Annotated in this window: 15 protein-coding genes; 4 read left to right on the forward strand and 11 right to left on the reverse strand. The window is 65.5% G+C overall.

The features are described 5' to 3' along the window. Nucleotides 1–120: 120 nt before the first annotated feature. The 3 genes from IX761_RS00965 to IX761_RS00975 are packed head-to-tail and all read left to right on the forward strand — an operon-like array spanning nt 121 to nt 5,590. Nucleotides 121–1,359, forward strand: coding sequence for an exonuclease SbcCD subunit D C-terminal domain-containing protein (locus IX761_RS00965; RefSeq protein WP_194787695.1), 1,239 nt, complete (start codon nt 121–123; stop codon nt 1,357–1,359). Beyond that, a complete protein-coding gene (locus tag IX761_RS00970; protein WP_194787696.1) occupies nt 1,356–5,000 on the forward strand; it encodes an SbcC/MukB-like Walker B domain-containing protein in 3,645 nt (1,214 codons plus the stop codon). The genes IX761_RS00965 and IX761_RS00970 overlap by 4 nt, the downstream gene beginning before the upstream one ends. Next, nucleotides 4,997–5,590 carry a glutathione S-transferase gene (locus IX761_RS00975; RefSeq protein WP_194787697.1) on the forward strand — a complete coding sequence of 198 codons (594 nt, stop codon included), beginning with the start codon at nt 4,997–4,999 and terminating at the stop codon, nt 5,588–5,590. The genes IX761_RS00970 and IX761_RS00975 overlap by 4 nt, the downstream gene beginning before the upstream one ends. 231 nt (nt 5,591–5,821) lie before the next feature. On the opposite strand, the gene IX761_RS00980 is transcribed toward IX761_RS00975, so the two are convergent. The 11 genes from IX761_RS00980 to IX761_RS01030 form a co-directional block, all read right to left on the reverse strand. Next, on the reverse strand, nt 5,822–5,998 hold the full coding sequence (locus IX761_RS00980; protein ID WP_194787698.1) for a hypothetical protein: 177 nt from the start codon (nt 5,996–5,998) through the stop codon (nt 5,822–5,824). A 257-nt stretch (nt 5,999–6,255) separates the two neighbouring features. After that, nucleotides 6,256–7,386 carry a lactonase family protein gene (locus IX761_RS00985; protein WP_194787699.1) on the reverse strand — a complete coding sequence of 377 codons (1,131 nt, stop codon included), beginning with the start codon at nt 7,384–7,386 and terminating at the stop codon, nt 6,256–6,258. Then, nucleotides 7,352–7,639: a DUF5629 family protein gene (locus tag IX761_RS00990; protein WP_228533140.1), complete on the reverse strand. Its 288-nt coding sequence runs from the start codon at nt 7,637–7,639 to the stop codon at nt 7,352–7,354. Before IX761_RS00990 ends, IX761_RS00985 begins: the two co-directional genes overlap by 35 nt. A gap of 177 nt (nt 7,640–7,816) precedes the next feature. Continuing rightward, the gene (locus IX761_RS00995) at nt 7,817–10,210 is read right to left on the reverse strand and encodes an efflux RND transporter permease subunit (RefSeq protein ID WP_194787700.1); all 2,394 of its coding nucleotides are present in this window, start codon (nt 10,208–10,210) and stop codon (nt 7,817–7,819) included. Further along, nucleotides 10,207–11,223 carry a WD40/YVTN/BNR-like repeat-containing protein gene (locus IX761_RS01000; protein ID WP_228533141.1) on the reverse strand — a complete coding sequence of 339 codons (1,017 nt, stop codon included), beginning with the start codon at nt 11,221–11,223 and terminating at the stop codon, nt 10,207–10,209. The genes IX761_RS00995 and IX761_RS01000 overlap by 4 nt, the downstream gene beginning before the upstream one ends. Nucleotides 11,224–11,493: 270 nt before the next feature. Continuing rightward, the gene (gene pepN / locus IX761_RS01005; RefSeq protein WP_194787701.1) at nt 11,494–14,151 is read right to left on the reverse strand and encodes an aminopeptidase N; all 2,658 of its coding nucleotides are present in this window, start codon (nt 14,149–14,151) and stop codon (nt 11,494–11,496) included. 12 nt (nt 14,152–14,163) lie between these two features. After that, nucleotides 14,164–14,994: a DUF2797 domain-containing protein gene (locus IX761_RS01010; RefSeq protein WP_125463278.1), complete on the reverse strand. Its 831-nt coding sequence runs from the start codon at nt 14,992–14,994 to the stop codon at nt 14,164–14,166. Then, complete coding sequence (locus IX761_RS01015) at nt 14,991–15,251, reverse strand: YeaC family protein (RefSeq protein WP_051099822.1); 261 nt, start codon at nt 15,249–15,251, stop codon at nt 14,991–14,993. The genes IX761_RS01010 and IX761_RS01015 overlap by 4 nt, the downstream gene beginning before the upstream one ends. 13 nt (nt 15,252–15,264) lie before the next feature. After that, nucleotides 15,265–16,137 (reverse strand): rhomboid family intramembrane serine protease, encoded by an 873-nt coding sequence (locus IX761_RS01020; protein ID WP_194787702.1) that lies wholly within the window; start codon nt 16,135–16,137, stop codon nt 15,265–15,267. After that, nucleotides 16,134–17,105, reverse strand: coding sequence for a metallophosphoesterase (locus tag IX761_RS01025; RefSeq protein WP_194787703.1), 972 nt, complete (start codon nt 17,103–17,105; stop codon nt 16,134–16,136). The genes IX761_RS01020 and IX761_RS01025 overlap by 4 nt, the downstream gene beginning before the upstream one ends. Next, on the reverse strand, nt 17,105–17,995 hold the full coding sequence (locus IX761_RS01030; RefSeq protein ID WP_194787704.1) for an NAD(+) kinase: 891 nt from the start codon (nt 17,993–17,995) through the stop codon (nt 17,105–17,107). Before IX761_RS01030 ends, IX761_RS01025 begins: the two co-directional genes overlap by 1 nt. A gap of 44 nt (nt 17,996–18,039) precedes the next feature. On the opposite strand from IX761_RS01030, the gene IX761_RS01035 reads away from it, so the two are divergent. Further along, complete coding sequence (locus IX761_RS01035) at nt 18,040–19,020, forward strand: DUF1853 family protein (protein WP_194787705.1); 981 nt, start codon at nt 18,040–18,042, stop codon at nt 19,018–19,020. The last annotated feature ends 21 nt before the right edge of the window (nt 19,021–19,041 follow it).

Below are 19,041 nucleotides of genomic sequence, written 5' to 3' on the forward strand. Positions count from 1 at the left end.
ACCGCGCCGTACAAACAAGGCGCGGAATCAAGGTGGCACAGCGAAAGCGAGCTTACCCCGCAATGGGTTACCATACCGCCCTCCAACCGCCCCCCCTGCCGCTCACCCAACGGATCCTCCATGCGTCTGTTTCACACCTCCGACTGGCACCTGGGCCAGAGCCTGCACGGCCAGGAACGCGACTTCGAACACGCCTGCTTCCTCGACTGGCTGCTGGGCCAGCTGCGCCTGCGCCAGCCCGACGCGCTGCTGATCGCCGGCGATATCTTCGACACCGTGAACCCGCCGGTGAAAGCCCAGGAACGGCTGTACGACTTCATCGTCCAGGCCCACGAACAACAGCCCAAGCTGGACATCGTGATGATCGCCGGCAACCACGACTCCGGCTCGCGCATCGAGCTGCCGGCGCCGCTGATGCGCCGCCTGCGCACCCACGCCCTGGGCCGGGTGCACTGGCTCGACGAGGGCCAGCTGGACGCCGAGCGCCTGCTCATCCCGCTGACCAACGGCCGTGGCAAGGTCGCGGCCTGGTGCCTGGCCCTGCCCTTCCTGCGCCCGGCCGAAGTCACCGGCCCGACGTTGGGGGACGACTACCTGCAAGGCATCACCCAGGTACACGAGCAGCTGATCGCGGCGGCGCAGAAGAAACGCAAGAAGGAGCAGGCGCTGATCGCCATCAGCCATGCGCACATGGCCGGTGGCAGCATCTCGGAAGACTCCGAGCGCAGCCTGATCATCGGCAACGCCGAAGCCCTGCCGGCGCGGCTGTTCGACAAGGCCATCGGCTACGTCGCCCTGGGCCATCTGCACAAACCACAGAAGGTCAACCGCGAGAACCGCATCCGCTACAGCGGCGCGCCGATCCCGCTGTCGTTCGCCGAGATCAATTACCCGCACCAGGTGCTGGAAGTGGAACTCGACGGCAGCGAGCTGGTGAGCGTCGAGCCGCGCCTGGTGCCGCGGGCCGTGGCGTTGCAGCGGGTCGGCCCGGCCCCGCTGGGTGAGCTGCTGGTACAGCTCGCCGAACTGCCGGTGGTCGACCTGCTCGACGACCCCAACCGCCAGCCCTGGCTGGAGGTGCGGGTGCGCCTGGACGAGCCGCAGCCCGACCTGCGCCAGCAGATCGAGACCGCCCTGCAGGGCAAGGCCGTGCGCCTGGTGCGCATCAGCGCCGAATACGCAGGCCTCGGCCGCCAGGACGATGACGACCTGGCTTTCGTCGAGCTGTCGCAGATGACCCCGCAGGACCTGTTCGGCCGCGCCTGGGAGCAGGCCTACGGCAACCCCGTCGATGAGCAGGCCCTGGCCGATTTCGCCGAACTGCTGCAGGACGTCCTGCACGAGGAGCAGCAGCCATGAAGATTCTCGCCATCCGCCTGAAGAACCTGGCCTCGCTGGCCGGCCCGATCGACATCGACTTCACCGCCGAACCCCTGGCCAGCGCCGGCCTGTTCGCCATCACCGGCCCCACCGGCGCCGGCAAGAGTACCCTGCTCGACGCCCTGTGCCTGGCACTGTTCGGCAGCGTGCCACGGCTCAACGACATTGCCCGGGAAGCCCGGGTGCCCGATGCCGACGGCGACATCCTCACGGGCGATCCGCGCAACCTGCTGCGCCGGGGTACCGGCAGCGGCTTCGCCGAGGTCGACTTCGTCGGCATCGATGGCCGTCGCTACCGCGCCCGCTGGGAGGCCAACCGCGCCCGCGACAAGGCCAACGGCAAGTTGCAGCACAGCCGCCAGAGCCTCTACGACCTGGACGGCGAGCAACTGCTGGGCAGCGGCAAAAACGAGTACAAACAACTGGTCGAGGCCCGCCTTGGGCTGAACTTCGAGCAGTTCACCCGCGCGGTGATGCTGGCCCAAAGCGAGTTCGGCGCTTTCCTCAAGGCCGACGACAAAGAACGCAGCGAGCTGCTGGAAAAGCTCACCAACACGGCGATCTACACCCGCCTTGGCCAGCGTGCGTTCAGCAAGGCCCGGGAAACCGGCGAAGTGCACAACGACCTGAAAAAGCAGGCCGAGCATCTGTTACCCATGCCCGCCGAAGCCCGCATCGCCCTCGACGAGGAGCTGGAGCAGGCGCAACAGCGCTTCAAGGCTGATCAGGTACGCCAGCGCCAGCTTGAGCAGCAACGCGCCTGGCTCGATGAGCAACGTCGATTGCAGGCCCAGTGCGCTGAGGCAGGCCAGGCCCTGCAAAGCGCCGAACTGCAATGGCAGCAACTGGCAGAGCAGCGCGTGGACTTGCAACGTCTGGAGCGCCTTGCCCCCCAGCGTCACCAGTTCCACCGCCAGCAGCACCTGGCCGGGCAACTGGCGCCGCTGCTGAACGAGATCACGGAGCAACAGCGCCAGCAGGGCGAACTGCAAGCCCACACCGAGCAGCAGCAACAAGCACTGGCCAGCGCACGCGAACTCCTGGCCCACAGCCAGGGCCTGCACAGTGAAAGCGCACCGCGCCTGCGCCAGGCTTTCGCCAGCCAAGGCGACGTGACTCGCATCGACAGGGAGTTGGGCGAGCAGCGCGATACCTGCCAGCAGGCCGAAGCGGAAGTTGCCGAGGGCCAGCAGCACCTGCAACAGCTGGAAGAACACCAGCAGCGCAGCGTTGTGCAATTGGCGCAGATCGACGCCGCGCTGGCCGACAGCGCCCACCTCGCCGGCCTGGCCGACGCCTGGCAGGCCTATCTGCCGCAGCTCAAGCAGGTGATGCTGGTCGGCGGCCGCCTGGCCAAAGGCCGCGAGGAACTCCCCGGGCTGCAAGCCCAGCTCAGCCAGACCAACACCCAGCTGCAGGCCGAGCGCGAGCATGTTGACCTGCTGTTCCGCGAAGCCGGCGCCGAGCCGCAGGCGCTGGCCGAGCAGATCGACCTGCTTGGCGCCATGCTCCAGGACAACCGCAAACAGCAGCGCGCCGTCGAGGAACTGTCGCGCCTGCACGGCCGCGAACTGGAGCTGCGGCAAACCCTCGATACCCTGCGTGAGCGCCAGCAGCAGGCCATGCACGAGCGCCAGCAACTGATCAGCCAAGGCACCGCGGCCAAGGCCGAGCTGGAAAGCGCCGAACAGGCACTGACCCTCACCCGCCAGTTGCTCGAACGCCAGCGCCTGGCACGCAACACCAGTGTCGAGGAGCTGCGTGCGCAGTTGCGCGACGGCGAGCCCTGCCCGGTGTGCGGCAGCGCCGAGCACCCCTTCCATCAGCCTGAAGCCCTGTTGCAGAGCCTGGGTCGCCATGACCAGGCCGAAGAGGACACGGCGCAGCAACAAGTCGAACAGCTCAACGGCAAGCTGGTGGAGCTGCGTACCCAGCTGGGCGTGGTCAATGCCCAGCTCAAGGATTATCAACAGCAGCAGGTCCAGCTGGGCGAACAGCTGCAACCGCTGACCGAGCAGGTCCAGGCCCACGCCCTCTGGCCAGCCCTTGCCCCCCAGGACGACAAGGCCCGCAGCACCTGGCTGGACAGCCAGCTGCGCCGTCTTGGCGAAGAGATCGACCGCGACGAGAAACGCCAGGGAGCCCTGCTGGCCCTGCAGAAGGATGCCGCCCGCCTCAACCAGCAGTTGCAGGCTGCCGGTGATGCCCAGCAACAAGCCCAGCGCCACCTCGACCAGCAGCATCAGGCCCTGGCCAGCGATGAGCAACAGCTTGAGCAAGGCTTGGGCGACCTGGCCAGCGTGCTGCCTGCGGACATTCTCCAGGCCCTGCGCGACGACCCGGCCAACGCCTTCCTCGGCCTCGATCAGCAAATCTCGCTGCGCCGCCAACAGCTCGACCAGCGCAAGGACGAGCAGGAAGAACAACAGGCCCGCCAACATCAGTTGGATAAGCTGCACGATCAGCAACAGGGCCGCCTGCGCAACCAGCAGCAATTGCAGGACAAGTTCGCTGCGTTCGAGCGCCAGCGCCAGCAGGCCCAGGCCGCCCTTGCCGAACTGCTCGGCGAGCACCCCAGCGCCGAGGCCTGGCAACAGCACCTGGACACGCAGCTGGAGCAGGCCCGCGCCGCCGAGGCCGACACCGCGCAGCGCCTGCAAGCATTGCAGACCCAGGGTGTGCAGTTGGCCGGCGAACTCAAGGCCAACGGCCAGCGTCAGCAGGCACTGGAACAGGAGCACCAGCAGTTGCAGGGCGATATCGCCCAGTGGCGAGCTGAGCATCCCGAGCTGGACGATGCCGGCCTCGACCGCCTGCTGGCCATCGACGACGCCCAGTTCGGTGAGCTGCGCCAGCACCTGCAAACCGCGGAAAAAGCCGTCGAGCAGAGCCGCGTGTTACTCCAGGAGCGCGAACAGCGCCTGCAGCAGCACACCACCCAGCCCCATGGCGAACTACCCGCCGAGGAGCTGGAGCAGCACCTCGCCGACCTGCTGCAACAGTTGACGGCCCATGAACAGCAGTGTGCCGAACTGCGCGCCAGGCAGGCTGACGACCAGCGCCGGCAGCAGGCCAGCGAGGCCTTGGCACAAGAGATCGAACAGGCACGCCAACAGTGGCAACGCTGGGCACGCCTGAGCCAGCTGATCGGCTCGGCCTCCGGCGACGTGTTCCGCAAGATCGCCCAGGGCTACAACCTCGACCTGCTGCTGCACCACGCCAATAGCCAGCTGCGCCAGCTGGCCCGGCGTTATCGCCTCAAACGCGGCGGCAGCGCCCTTGGCCTGCTGGTGCTGGACACCGAAATGGGCGATGAACTGCGCTCGGTACACTCGCTGTCCGGTGGCGAAACCTTCCTCGTGTCCCTGGCCCTGGCCCTGGGCCTGGCGTCGATGGCCTCGAGCACCCTGCGCATCGAGTCGCTGTTCATCGACGAAGGTTTCGGCAGCCTCGACCCTGAGTCGTTGCAACTAGCCATGGATGCCCTCGACGGTCTGCAGGCCCAGGGCCGCAAGGTGGCGGTGATCTCCCACGTGCAAGAGATGCACGAGCGCATTCCGGTGCAGATCCAGGTGCGCCGCCAGGGCAACGGCCTGAGCGACGTGGAGGTGTGCGGGTGATCCTGTATTCCTTCCGCCGCTGCCCATGGGCCATGCGCGCGCGGCTGGCCCTGCGCTATGCCGGGTGCGACGTGCAGATTCACGAAGTGAAGATGAAGGAGAAGCCGGCCGAGCTGCTGGCGCTGTCGCCCAAGGGCACGGTGCCGGTACTCGACACGGGTGAGGGTGTGCTGGAGGAAAGCCTGGACATCATGCGCTGGGCGCTGGGCCGGCATGACCCCGAGGACTGGCAGCTGCTGGCCGACCCAGCGGCGGCGCAACGCGCCGAAACGCTGATCGCGCGCAACGACAGCACGTTCAAGGCGCAGGTGAACCTGTACAAATACGCCGAGCGCTATCCCGAGCATTCCCGGGAGTACTACCGTGGGCAGGCCGAAACCTGGCTACAGGAACTGGAAGACCTGCTTGCAGGCAGGCCCTACCTGTTCGCCGATCACCCAAGCCTGGCCGATGCCGCCTTGCTGCCCTTGATGCGCCAGTTTGCCGGGGTCGAACCTGCGTGGTTCGCCGAGGCGGCTTATCCGCGGCTGCGGAGCTGGTTGCAGGGATGGCTGGCATCGCCGCTGTTCAAGGCGGTCATGGCCAAGTGATTGGATCTGTTCGCCGGCAAGCCGGCTCCTACAGCGATGTAAGCACGTTCCCGTAGGCGCCGGCTTGCCGGCCACCAGGCTTCGAGCTCAAAGCGCCAGGATCGGCGCCGACATCAGCAACAACACTACCGCCGTGATACGCCACATCATGCTCAGCCCCTTTGGCGAGTCAAAAATTTAGCGTCAAATTAAATCACATGGCTTTGTGCTATTACCAATGGCTTTACACACTCAATTGGAGTGCTTGCTCAGGGCAGCGTGGAAGTGCGCGCTCTGTTGCAGGTATTTGTCGGTGTAGCTGTGGGTCGTGGACGGCTTGCTGCCGTGTTCGGCTTGCGCGTGTGCCGGCAGCACGACCGAGGCGGAAATGGCGGAAGCGGCGATGAGCGAGAAGAGATTGAAGTTCATGTGGGCTGACCTCGACTTCGGTGGTTTGACGTTGGCCCGTCGGGGCCTTGGGTCAAAACTTACGCCGATGGGGGCGCCTGCTGAAATTCATTGCGGCAGTAGCGATTATCACGGCCATCGATAATTGCCTCTCGCCCTTTGTAGGAGCGGCCGCAAAGGGCTGCGTAGCAGCCCCAGCAATCTTGAGTTGGCATTAAGATCTGGGGCCGCGGTGCGGCCCATTCGCGGCACGAGGCCGCTCCTACAGGGGGCGTGAGTCACTCGAGGAACTTGAGGTCCGACGGCGCCTGCTGCTCAAGCTTCTGCACCGTGTCACCGAGCTTGCCGCTGCGTGGATCGCGGCGCATGACCACGATCTGGTTGCTCTTCTGGTTGGCCACCAGCAGGAAATCACCACTGGGGTCGAGGGCGAACTCGCGCGGGTGGTCACCCTCCACCGAACGCCGTTGCAGCAGGCTCAGCTGGCCATCGTCCTTGCCCACCGCGTACACCACGATCTCATTGGCCGTGCCACGGTTGCTGACGTAGAGGAAACGGCCATCGGCCGACAGGTGCAGCCCACCCGCCGCCTTGGCAGCGGCCTCCTTGCGCTCGGTCAACGGCAGGCGCTGGCGCTCGTCGAGCGCGCCATCCTGGACATTGAACACCACCACCTCACCGCTCATTTCCAGGGTCAGGTAGGCGTGCCGGCCCTTGGCATCGAACAGCAGATGGCGTGGCCCGCTGCCCGGAGGCAGCGCCACGGAGGCCGGGATCGCCGGGCTCAGCGGGTGCTCCGGGCTGGCGCCGTCGTAACGGTAGATGAACACCTTGTCCGCACCCAGGTCGCAGGCGTACAGGTGGCGCCCATCGGGCGACAGCACCAGCGAATGCACATGGGCACCGGCCTGGCGCTCGGGGTTGACCTTGCTGGGCGTGTGCCGCAGTTGCTGCACTTGCGGCTCGAGCTTGCCGTCCCTGGCCACCGGCAGCACCACCAGGCTGCCACCGGGGTCGGGGGCAACGGCATAGTTGGCGACGAACAGGTAGCGCTGGTCGTGGCTGAGGCTGGCGTGGGTTGGCTCGTCACCCTGGCTGGGAACCTGGTTCAGCGGCTTGATCTGGCCGCCCTTGCCCAACGAGAAACTGCTGGCATGGCCTTGTGGGGTTTCGTTGACGGCGAACAGCCAGCGCTGGTCGGCGGACAGCACCAGCCACGATGGGCTGACGCTCTTGACCACCTGCTTGGGCGTCGTGGCGATCTGGCCGCTGTTTTCGTCGAAGTCGTAACGGTAGATGCCCTGGCTGGCGCCATCGGTGTAGCTGCCCACCAGCAATGTCGCGGCGTGGGCATCGATTGCAAGGGTCATCAGGCTAGCGGTCAGCAGGCTCTTCCACTTCCTGTTCATCATCGTCTTCATCCGGGGCGCGAAAGGCACTCATACAGACTAGACGATGCTCGCCGTCGGCAGCGCTCAGGCTCCAGTCGTCGCCCGCGCCGGTAGCGGCAGTGACTTGCTCGGGGGTGAAGGTCCAGCGGCGTAGCTGGCGACCGTCCATGCATTCGATCACAAGGCCGTTTTGGTCGAAGGTGAAGTCGAAGGCGTGCAGGCCGTCGATCAGGAGCATGTCGCAGGCTGTGAGGGCGGTAGCGAGAGTCATGGGTATGTCCGGAAAAATGGGTCGGCCATTATAACCAACGGGGCCGCTCTGCGGCCCTTCGCGGCGGTTCGGCGCTCCGACAAGCCCGCTCCCACAGGTACAGCGTCGGTTTCACAACCTGCGCGACCCTGTGGGAGCGGGCTTGCCCGCGAAGGGCTGCAGAGCAGCCCCGAGGCCTCAATGGGCGAAGATCGACCCGCCCTCCTTGCCCGCCAGCTTCTCTGGCTTGATCAGGAACCGCGCCAGCGCTGGCAGCAGCCACAGCGCACCAAACATGTTCCACAGCAGCATGAAGGTCAGCATCAGGCCCATGTCGGCCTGGAACTTGATGGCCGAGAAGATCCAGGTGCACACGCCGATGGCCAGGCACAGGCCGGTGAACAGCACCGCCTTGCCGGTGGAGCGCAGCGTCTGGTAGTAGGCCTCCTGCAACGGCAGGCCGGCACGCAGGAAGCTTTCCAGGCGGCTGTAGATGTAGATGCCGTAGTCCACGCCGATACCCACGCCCAGGGCCACCACCGGCAGCGTGGCGACCTTGACGCCGATGCCCATGAACGCCATCAGTGCGTTGCCCAGCACCGAGGTGAGCACCAGCGGCAACACGATGCACAGGGTGGCGGCGAAGGAGCGGAAGGTGATCATGCACATCACCGCCACGCAGAGGTAGACGAGGATGAGGATGGTCAGCTCGGCCGACTTGATCACTTCGTTGGTGGCCGCCTCGATGCCGGCGTTACCGGCCGCCAGGAGGAACTGCAGGCCATCCTTGTTGTGGCTGTCGGCGAAGGCCTTGGCCGCGGCGGTGACCCGTTCCAGCGTCTCGGCCTTGTGGTCGTTGAGGAACACCAGCACCGGTGCCAGCGAGCAGTCGGCGTTGTACAGGCCGTCGGCGCGGGCGATGGAGTTGTTGAGGATGTCCGGGTTGCGCGACAGCGTCTCCCACTTCAGGCTGCCCTCGTTCATGCCCTTGATGACCTGTTTCGACACGGTCACCAGGGAGATGGTCGACTGCACCCCCGGGGTGTTGTCCATGGTCCACATCAGCGCGTCGATGGGGGCCATGGTCGAGTGGATCGAGCACTGCTCGGCCGGGGTCTTGACCATGATCACCAACACGTCGGAGCTGGTGGAGTAGTTGCTGATGATGAAGCTGTTGTCCTGGTTGTAGCGCGAGTCCGGACGCAGCTCCGGGGCGCCCTGGTCGAGGTCGCCGATCTTAAGGTTCTGGCTGTACCAGAGGCCGCCACCGAAGGCCAGCAGCGCCAGCACCACGGAAACCGGCGCCACCTTGGGGCTGGCGAAGTTGGACAACAGGCGCCAGAACGGGTGTTCGCGGGTGGCGTCCTTCTTGCTGCGGGCGATGGCCTTTTGGCTGATGCCGACGTAGCTGATCGCCACCGGCAGCAGGATGAGGTTGGTGAAGACAATCACCGCCACGCCGATCGAGGCGCCGATGGCCAGTTCACGGATCACCCCGATGTCGATGATCAGCAAGGTGATGAAGCCCACGGCGTCAGCCAGGATGGCGATCATCCCCGGCAGGAACAGCTGGCGGAAGGTGCGCCGGGCGGCGGTCAGGGCGTTGTCGGCGTCGCTGGACTGCAAGGCGATGCCGTTGATCTTCTGCACCCCGTGGGAGATACCGATGGCGAAGATCAGGAACGGCACGAGCATCGAGTACGGGTCGAGCCCGAAGCCCACCGCGTGCATCAGGCCCAGCTGCCAGACCACTGCGACCAGCGTGGTGATCAGCACGGCGATGGTGCTGCGGATGCACCAGGTGAACCAGTACAGCAGTGCCCAGGTGATCACCAGGGCGATACCGAAGAACATCGCCACCATCACCAGGCCATCGATCAGGTCGCCGACCTTCTTGGCGAAGCCGATGATGTGGATCTTCACATCGGGGTTCTGCGCCTGGAACTTGTCGCGGATCTTTTCTTCCAGCTGATGGGAGAACTGCTGGTAGTCGAGCTTGATCTGCCGGCCAGGGTCCTGCGGGTCGGGGTAACTCTCGAGCAGCGGGATGTCGATAATGCTCGACTTGAAGTTGTTGGCCACCAGGCGCCCCACCTGGCCGGACTTGAGCACGTTGTCGCGCAGGGTGTCGAGGCTGTCCTGGGAGCCGTTGTAGGTGTTGGGGATCACCTCGCCGCCGGAGAAGCCTTCCTCGGTGACTTCGCTCCAGCGTACGCTGGGGCTCCACAGTGACTTCAGGCCGGCGCGGTCGACGCCGGGGATGTAGAACACCTCGTCATGGATCTGGCGCAGCGTCTCCATGTACGCCTTGTCGAAGATGTCGCCCTTGGTCGCTTCCACCGAGACACGCACGGTGTTGCCGAGGTTGGCCAGGTCGTTGCGGTGCTCCATCATCTGCTCGATGAACGGGTGCTGCAGCGGGATCATCTTCTCGAAACTGGTGGAGGGGCGAATCTGCGTGGCTTGCCAGAACAGGAACACGCTCACCAGCAGGCAGATGGCGATAACCATGGGGCGGTTGTTGAAGATCAGGCGTTCCAGCAGGGTGGCCTTGTCCTTGTGCTGCATGTCGAAGCTCTCCCGGCTGGTCATGGGCGTGCCTCCTGGGTGCCATCGGCAGAAGCCAGGTGCACACCACCCTGCCCTACCAGCAGCAGACCGCCGCCGCTCAGGCCACTGACTCCGGCCAGGGCAATGCGGTCGGCGCGGTTGCGCACGCTGAAGGTCTGCCCGCCGTCATGGCTACGCAGCACGCTGCCGCCGTTGCCGACCAGCACTACGCTGCCGTCTTCGAGAAGCGTAGCGCTTGCCAGGCCGAATTCGAGCGGGCCGCGTTCGGCCTGCAGTTCGATCGGTTGCCAGGTGTCACCGAAGTCGGTGGAGCGGAACAGGTTGCCACGCAGGCCGTAGGCCAGCAGGGTGTTGGCTTGTGCAGTACCGATCACGCCAAACAGCGAGCCCTCGTAAGGGCCTTCGACCTTCGACCAGCTCTGGCCGTTGTCGCTGGAGCGGAACATGCTGCCCTGCTCGCCGACGATGAACAGGCCGGCGTCCTTCACCTGGGTGATGGCGTTCAGGTGCAGCTGGTCGGGGTTGTCCAGGCGCTCGGCGACGTCCTGCCAGTGCTGGCCGCCATCCAGGGTTTCCAGCAACGCGCCGTAGGCGCCGACGGCAAAGCCGTGTTGCGGGTCGAGCATGCGCACATCGAGCAGCGGGGCTTCGCGGGTGAGGTCTTCGAACTGTTTGCTCCAGGTGGCGCCGCCGTCGTTGCTGGCGAGCACCTGGGCGTCGTGACCGACGGCCCAGCCGCGTTTGTCGTCGAGGAAGAACACCGCCGTGAGCAGTTGCCGGGTGGGCACCCGGGCCTGGGTCCAGGTCTTGCCCTGGTCGTCGGAGAACAGGATATGGCCGCGATCGCCGACCACCACCAGGCGCTGGCCTGCGTGGGCGGCGCCGATCAGCAGACTCTGGCTGGCCTTGGCCGATTCCACCGAGTATTCCTCGGCGGCCACTGCCGCCTGGACATTACCCGCCCCGATAGCCATCGCCAGCGCCAGCATCGCGCCGGCCGCCAGGCGTTGGCGTGCGTGTGCCCGCTCTCTCATGACTGCCCCCTGTTGTGTTCTTGTGGTGGGTCAATCTATTGCCAGGTGCTGTGAAATCCCTGTTCCAGAGCCCTGGAATAGCTTCGGGCCATGCTATCGGGATTGTCTGACAGAAAACAACGAGCGGGACGTTATGTTTTGTTAACCGTGAAAACAATTGGGGCCGCTGCGCGGCCTTCGCGGGTAAACCCGCTCCCACAGGGATTGCACGTACCCTGTGGGAGCGGGTTTACCCGCGAAGGCTGCGCAGCAGCCCCAATCTCTCCAGGCTTACGCCAGGCTCTTGCTCACCACCTCATACACATCGCTGGACAGCGCCCCGGACGCGAGAATCCGCTCCAGCTCGCCCTTCATCAACGCCTGGCGCGCATCGTCATACTTGCGCCAGCGGGTCAGCGGCGCCAATTGACGCGAGGCGATCTGCGGGTTCAGCGCATTGAGCTCGATCACCAGGTCCGCCAGGAAGCGATACCCCGAACCGTCGGCGGCGTGGAAGTTCACCAGGTTCTGCCCGGCAAAGGCACCGACCAGCGCGCGCACTTTGTTCGGGTTCTTCAAGGTGAAGGCTGGGTGCTGCATCAGCGCCTTGACCCGCGCCAGCCCGCCCGGCAGGCTGCTGGCCGCCTGCACACTGAACCACTGGTCCATGACCAGCGGGTTGTCCTTGAAGTGTTCGGCGAAGGCCTCCAGCGCCTTGGCCCGCTCGGCCTCGAACGGCGAGTTGACCAGCACCGCCAGGGCGGTGAGGCGCTCGGTCATGTTGTCGCACTGGTCGAACTGCTCCAGAGTCGCCTCCAACACCTGCGGCTTGTCGCTGAGCATCAGGTACGACAGGGCGATGTTCTGCAGGCTGCGGCGGGCGAAGTGCTCGGCAGCGGCTACGTAAGGGGTCTTGCGCGACACTTCGCGGTTGGCCTGGTAGCGCGACCACAGGGCGTCGAACAACTGCTCGGCAATCTGCTTGCGGGCAAACTCGCGGGCGGCGTGGATGGCGTCCACGTCGGCCACCTGGCTGATCTCGGTGAGGTAGGCCTCACCAGGCAGCGAGAGCATCTCGGCAACCATGGCGGGGTCCAGCGACTCATTGCCCAGTACCGTGCCGAGCGCCGTGATCAGGCGCTGGTCGAGCTTGAGCGCTTCACCACGCTGGTGCTGGCCGATCAATTCCTGCAACACCTGCACCGACAACTGCTGGCCGGCTTCCCAGCGGTTGAAGCCATCGCTGTCGTGCTGCATGAGGAACATCAGCTGGTCGCGGTCGTAGGGGAAGCTCAGTTTGACCGGCGCACTGAAGCCGCGCAGCAGCGAGGGTAGCGGCTTGGCGGTGATGCCTTCGAAGACGAAGGTCTGCTCGGCTTCGTTCACCGACAGCACGCGGCTGGTGCCGGTGGCGGCCCCTTCGCCGGCCAGGCGCAGCGGTAGGTCTTTGCCTTGGGCGTCCAGCAGGCCCAGCGCCACCGGGATCACGAACGGCAGTTTCTCAACTTGCCCCGGGGTCGGCGAGCAGCTCTGGCGGAAGGTCAGGCTGTAGGTCTGCGCGGCGGCATCGAACTGCTCGCTGACCTCCAGGCGCGGGGTGCCGGCCTGGCTGTACCAGCGCTTGAACTGGGTCAGGTCGACGCCGTTGGCGTCTTCCATGGCCTTGATGAAGTCGTCGGTGGTCACCGCCTGGCCGTCATGGCGTTCGAAGTACAGGTCGCTGCCCTTGCGGAAGCCCTCGGCCCCCAGCAGGGTGTGGACCATGCCGACCACCTCGGCGCCCTTCTCGTACACCGTCAGGGTGTAGAAGTTGGAGATCTCGATGAAGCTGTCCGGGCGGATCGGGTGGGCCATGGGGCCGGCGTCTTCGGCGAACTGGTGGGTGCGCAGGTAGGCGACGTCTTCGATGCGCTTGACCGTGCGCGAGTTCATGTCGGCGCTGAACTCGGCATCGCGGTACACCGTGAAGCCTTCCTTGAGCGACAGCTGGAACCAGTCGCGGCAGGTCACGCGGTTGCCCGACCAGTTGTGGAAGTACTCGTGGGCGACCACACCCTCGACGCGCTGGTGGGCGGCGTCGGTGGCGGTTTCGGCACGGGCCAGCACGCAGCTGGAGTTGAAGATGTTCAGGCCCTTGTTTTCCATGGCGCCCATGTTGAAGTCGTTGACCGCGACGATCATGAAGATGTCCAGGTCGTATTCACGGCCGTACACCTCTTCATCCCAGCGCATGGACTTCTTCAGGCTGACCATGGCGTGGTCGCACTTGTCGAGGTTCTCTTCCTCGACATAGATACGCAGGGTGACGTCGCGGCCGGACTGGCGGGTGAATTCGCTCTCGACGCACCACAGGTCACCGGCCACCAGGGCGAACAGGTAGGCCGGCTTCTTGAACGGGTCTTCCCAGGTCGCCCAGTGGCGGCCGTCTTCAGCCGGCCCGCTGCCGATCGGGTTACCGTTGGACAGCAGCACCGGGTAGCGATGCTGTTCGGCGATCACCGTGGTGGTGAAGGTGCTCATCACGTCCGGGCGGTCGAGGTAGTAGGTGATCTTGCGGAAGCCCTCGGCCTCGCACTGGGTGCAGAACATCTTGCCGGACTTGTACAGGCCTTCCAGCGCAGTGTTGCTTTCCGGGTGGATCTTCACGCTGGTGTCGAGGGTGAAGCGCTCGGTTTTCGGGTGCAGGGTCAGGCTGCTGTCGTCGAGCTGGTAGTCGCCCGATTGCAGTTCCTGATCATCCAGCGAAGCGCTCAGCAGCTCCAACTGCTGGCCGTCGAGCACCAGCGGCGGCAGGCCGGCGCCACGCTCGGGGTTGCGGCGCATGACCAATTGCGCGTGCACCAGCGTGTGGTCCTCGAACAGCTCGAAGGTCAGGTGGGTCTCGTCGATCAGGTAGTCGGGGGCCTGATAGTCCTTGAGGTAGATCACTTGCGGTTGTTCGGTACGCATGGTGACGATCCTTTACTGGAGCACGGCCAGTTGATAGGCCGTGTACTTGCGAATGTTGATCACGCCGGTGTCGAAGATCAGGTACTGGCCCTTGATGCCGAGCAGCGTGCCTTCCACGACCGGGTCCTTGTCGAGGTTGAAGCTGACGATCTTTTTCGGGTAGGCCTCGACCGGGTAGCGCATCTGCACCACTTCAGCGTCGGGCAGCGGCTGGATGGCCTGCAAACCAAAACGCTCCTGCAAGCCACGAATGCCGTCGGCGCAAGCGTCGAAGATCTGCTCGCGGATGGCCACCAGGTCGAGCACCTCGGCGTCGCCCTTGAGCAGCGCGCGCCAGTTTGTGCGGTCTGGCACCTGGCTGCGCAGGATGTCTTCGACCAGCCCGGATTGCTGGCGGGTGGCCACGCGCATGATCGGCAGCGCCTGGCTCGCGCCCTGGTCGAGCCAGCGGGTGGGCAGTTGCGTGGCGCGGGTGATGCCGACCTTGATGCCCGACGAGTTGGCCAGGTACACCACGTGGTCGGTCATGCAGAACTGCTCACCCCACGACGGCTCGCGGCAGGTGCCGGCGTCGTAGTGGCATTTCTCCGGGGCCATGATGCACACGTCGCACTGGGCCAGCTTGGTCATGCACGGGTAGCAGTAACCCTGGCTGAAGCTGGTCTTGGTGCGCTTGCCGCAGTGGGTGCAGTGGATGGCGCCGAGGTACTCCAGGCGGATCGACTGGCCGATCAGCGGGTTCACCGGCACCTGGGTGTCGTCCAGGCGGAAACTGTATTGAACGACCGGTGCTTCCAGGCGCACCGCCATCTTGCTCAAAGAGCCACGAGCGAGTTCGATCAATGTACCGAGTCCGACTTGAACAGAATGTTGGCGATTGGCGCGGACTTCGAGGCGCACTCTTGCGGGCCCATGTAGCCGGTGCGCTGGTCTTCGGGGAGGTTCTTCATCTCCCAGGCGATCACGGCCTGCAGCGACAGTTCTTTCTGCTCGGCGGTGAGCTTGCGGCCATCAGACCATTTGCCGATTTCAACGGCCGTCTTCAGGCTTTCGTAGATCTCGGGGGTGATGTTTTCGATCATTTGCGCAAAAGTGGACATGGTGTCTCCTCAGTCAGGCCGACAGTCTACGCCTCGCAAGCACTCCGCCCAAGAGCCCGGTCAGGCATCCGATGAGCAACCCGCCCACGTGCGCGGCGTTGGCAATCTCGCCAAAGCCCAGCAGGCTGATCACCCCCGACAGGCACACCAGCAGCCAGATCAGCAGGCTGCCCACCGTGCCGGGGGGGAGCCGGTAGGCCTTGTCCGGGGCCAGGCGCTGGTACAGCCAGACATGCCCAAGCAGCCCGTACAGCACGCCCGACAGGCCACCGAACAGGCCCGGCCCACTGGTGAAGTGCTGCGCCAGGTTCGACACCAGGCTGAACAGCAAGGTCAGCCCCAGCAGCATCAAGCTCCCTTGCCGTTGTTCGATGCGTCGCCCCAGCTCCCAGTACCACAGGGCGTTCATCGTCAGGTGCAGCCAGCCGAAATGAATCAGCATCGGCGACACCAGCCGCCACCATTGCCCTTGCGCCATTTCATGCAAGAACGGGGTGAACACCAGGTAATCGCCCTGGACGTGAAACTCGAGAAACGTGAACCAGCCAAGGGTACGCAGGTTTTCACCCAGCAGCGTGACGATCGCCACCAGCAACGTGACGAACAGCACCGCGCCCGTCATCTTCGCCGCGCGCAGTTGCTCGCGCAGTGGCGGGCGCCGCTCGGTGATCCTGACGCCCTTGCGGCCCCTGCGCACCTCGGCCTCGCCGTCGGGGAAGCGCTTGTACAGCTGGCGCACCTGTTCGGCCGCAGGCTCCGGCACCCAGAGGATCTGCTGGCCATCCTCTTCGCTCAGGTGATGCGGCAGCTCCAGGCGTGTCAGCAGGTCGAGGAAGCCGCGCAGGTCCACGTCCAGTGGCAGGCGCTGCGCCTCGACCAGGTTCATTGGTTGGCCTGCGGGCGTTCGACATCGACCCAGACGAACTTGTGCGGGTCGATGCGGGTTTCGTCATCCAGCCGGTAGGCGGCCAGCTTGCCATACAGCACCGCGCTGTAGTCCAGGCAAGCCAGGTTGCCGCGGATCGGCGCCGGGCGACCGCTGCGCCAATAGTGGCCGACGAACAGCAAGGGTTCGTCCTCCGAGTAGCGCAACAGGGCGTTTTTCTGTGAATGGCTGAGCGGCGCGCGTGCCACCTCGTCGGGCAACGCATCGGGTTGGAAGACGATATCGCCATAGGTTTGCGGGTCTTCTTCCCAGAACTTGGTGCGGAAGAAGGCGCGGGTCAGGCCGTCGCCACCGGTCAGCGTGAGGCCGTCCGGCAGGCGCATGTCGGTGCCGCGCAGCAGGCGGTTGCACACCGTGGCGGCGAAGCTACCGGATACCGCCGAGGCCTGGATGAAATGCTCGTCGATGCAGCCATTGGGGTATTGCTGGCGCAACGGCTCGATCAGTTGCGGGTCCCAGCAGGCATGCACCAGGCGGAAACGCCCGGCGTCGACGAACAGCGGCATGTCGTAGAACCACTGGATGAAGTCGTGCCAGTCGCCGGGGTGCTGGGCGAACTGGGTGAGGGTCTCGTCGATCAGCCGGGCATGGCGTGGCGTGTGCTCGCGCACGTAGGCCTTGCCACTGCCCGGCAAGGCCGGCGTGACCCAGCCCAGGGCGTTGTATTCGTGGTTGCCCATGATGCAGAAGGCCTGGCCGGCCTCGACCATGTCGTGGACGATGTGCAGCGCCTCGCGGATGCGCGGGCCGCGGTCGACGATGTCACCGAGGAACAACGCCTGGCGCCGTGGGTGGCGCCAGACACCGCCCACACGTTTGTAGCCGAGGGCGTCGAGCAGGCGCTCGAGGGTCAGTGCACAGCCGTGCACGTCACCGATGATGTCGAAACTGCGCGCCGGATCGAGCATCAGTCGTCCCTGCCTCCCAGGCGGCTGCCCCAGCCGAGCTTGGTGCGGCAGACTTCGTAGTAATTGTGGTCCAGCGGATGGATCAGGCGCAGTTTCTGCGGTTTCTTGCTCACCGTGATGGTGTCGCCGGGGGCGCAGGTGAAGTGGTTCTGGCCGTCACAGGATACCTGCGGGTAGATCTGCAGGTCCTTGGACACGACGATCTTCAGCTCGCTGTTGCCGTCCACCACGATCGGCCGCCCCGACAAGGTGTGCGGGTACATCGGCACGATGACGATGGCGTCGAGCTTGGGGTGCATGATCGGGCCACCAGCCGACAACGCGTAGGCGGTGGAACCGGTGGGCGTCGCGATGATCAGGCCGTCGGCCTTCTGGCTGCAGACGAACTGGCCATCGATGTAGATCTCGAACTCGATCATCCGCGTCGACTTGCCCGGGTGCAGCACCACATCGTTGAGCGCGTCGCCCTGGCCAATGGCCTCGTGGTGGCGGCGCACCTCGGCTTGCAGCAGGAAGCGGTTCTCCACCAGGTAGTGGCCGTCGAGCACCTCGGCGACTTTCTCTTCCAGCTCGTCGGGGCGGATGTCGGTGAGAAAGCCCAGGTTGCCACGGTTGATGCCTAGTACCGGGATGTTGTGCCGGGCCAGGGCGCGGGCGGCGCCGAGCAGGCTGCCGTCGCCGCCGACGACGATGACCAGGTCGCACACCTCGCCCAGCAGCTTGCGGGTGGAGGTCTGCAGGCCATGGCCGGGCAGCACTTCGGCGATGGTGTCCTCGAGGATCACGTGCAAGTGGCGCTCGAGGAGGAATTTTTTCAGTCGGCGAATGGTGTCGAGCACCTGGGAGCTGCCAAGGCGTCCGATGATACCGATATTGCGAAATTGCTCCATGGTGCTCCTGCAAGGCTCTGCGGCGGGGTGACGATGGCGGAATTATGGGCGAAAGCACGGGCCAGCGGCAAACCGGCTATGCTCGCGGGATGATGCCCTTCGCCGACCTTCACACCCTGCCCCGCCAGTTGCGCCATCCGGCGGTCCGCGACCTGGCCTGGGTAATCTTGTCGCCGCCGCTGCTGCGTGAGGCACCCGGCCCCCAGCGCCACCCGTTGCGGGCCAGTCACTGGGCCGCCGACCCTGGGCGCCTGGCCGACTGGTTGCGGGCCCTGGACCAGGCACCCACACCGCTGCTGGACTGGCTCGCGCGCCTGACCAGCCGGCGCCTGGGCCTGTACTACGAAGCACTGTGGCAGTTCACCTTGCGCCAGGCCCCAGGCATCGAACTGCTGGCGGCCAACCTGGCGATCCGTGAAGGTGGGCATACCCTCGGCGAACTGGACATCCTGCTGCGCGACTGTGAGGGTGACCATCACCTGGAGCTGGCGATCAAACTCTACCTCGGCCCGCCCGACGCCGACGGCCGCGACCCCGAACACTGGCTCGGGCCCGGCTGCCATGACCGCCTGGGGCGCAAGCTGGCGCACCTGGCCGAGCACCAGTTGCCGATGTCCAGAGGCCCACAAGGGCGCGAAGTGCTGGCCAGGCTGGGGCTCGACCAGGTGCAGGGGCATTTGTGGCTGGGCGGCTACCTGTTCTACCCGGTGGCGGGGCATACCCTGGCGCCGGCGGGTGCCAACCCCGAACACCTGCGTGGCGGCTGGCTGCATCGACGCGACTGGCTCGCCCAGCCGCACCACCGCTGGCTGCCCCTGCCCCGCCAGGCCTGGCTGGCCCCTGCACGGGTAGCTGCGCAAGACTGCTGGAGCGCGACCCGCTTCGAGGCCTGGCAGGCGGCACTGGAACCCCATGCACCCGCGCATCTGCTGGCGAGGCTGGAGGAGCAGGACGACGGGGCGTGGGAGGAAGTCGAGCGGGTATTCCTGGTCGCCGACAGCTGGCCACACCTGCCCCCGCGCTGAAGCCCCTGCCGCAGGCGCGAC

The organism is Pseudomonas sp. UFMG81, assembly GCF_015354575.1.
Taxonomy (GTDB): domain Bacteria; phylum Pseudomonadota; class Gammaproteobacteria; order Pseudomonadales; family Pseudomonadaceae; genus Aquipseudomonas.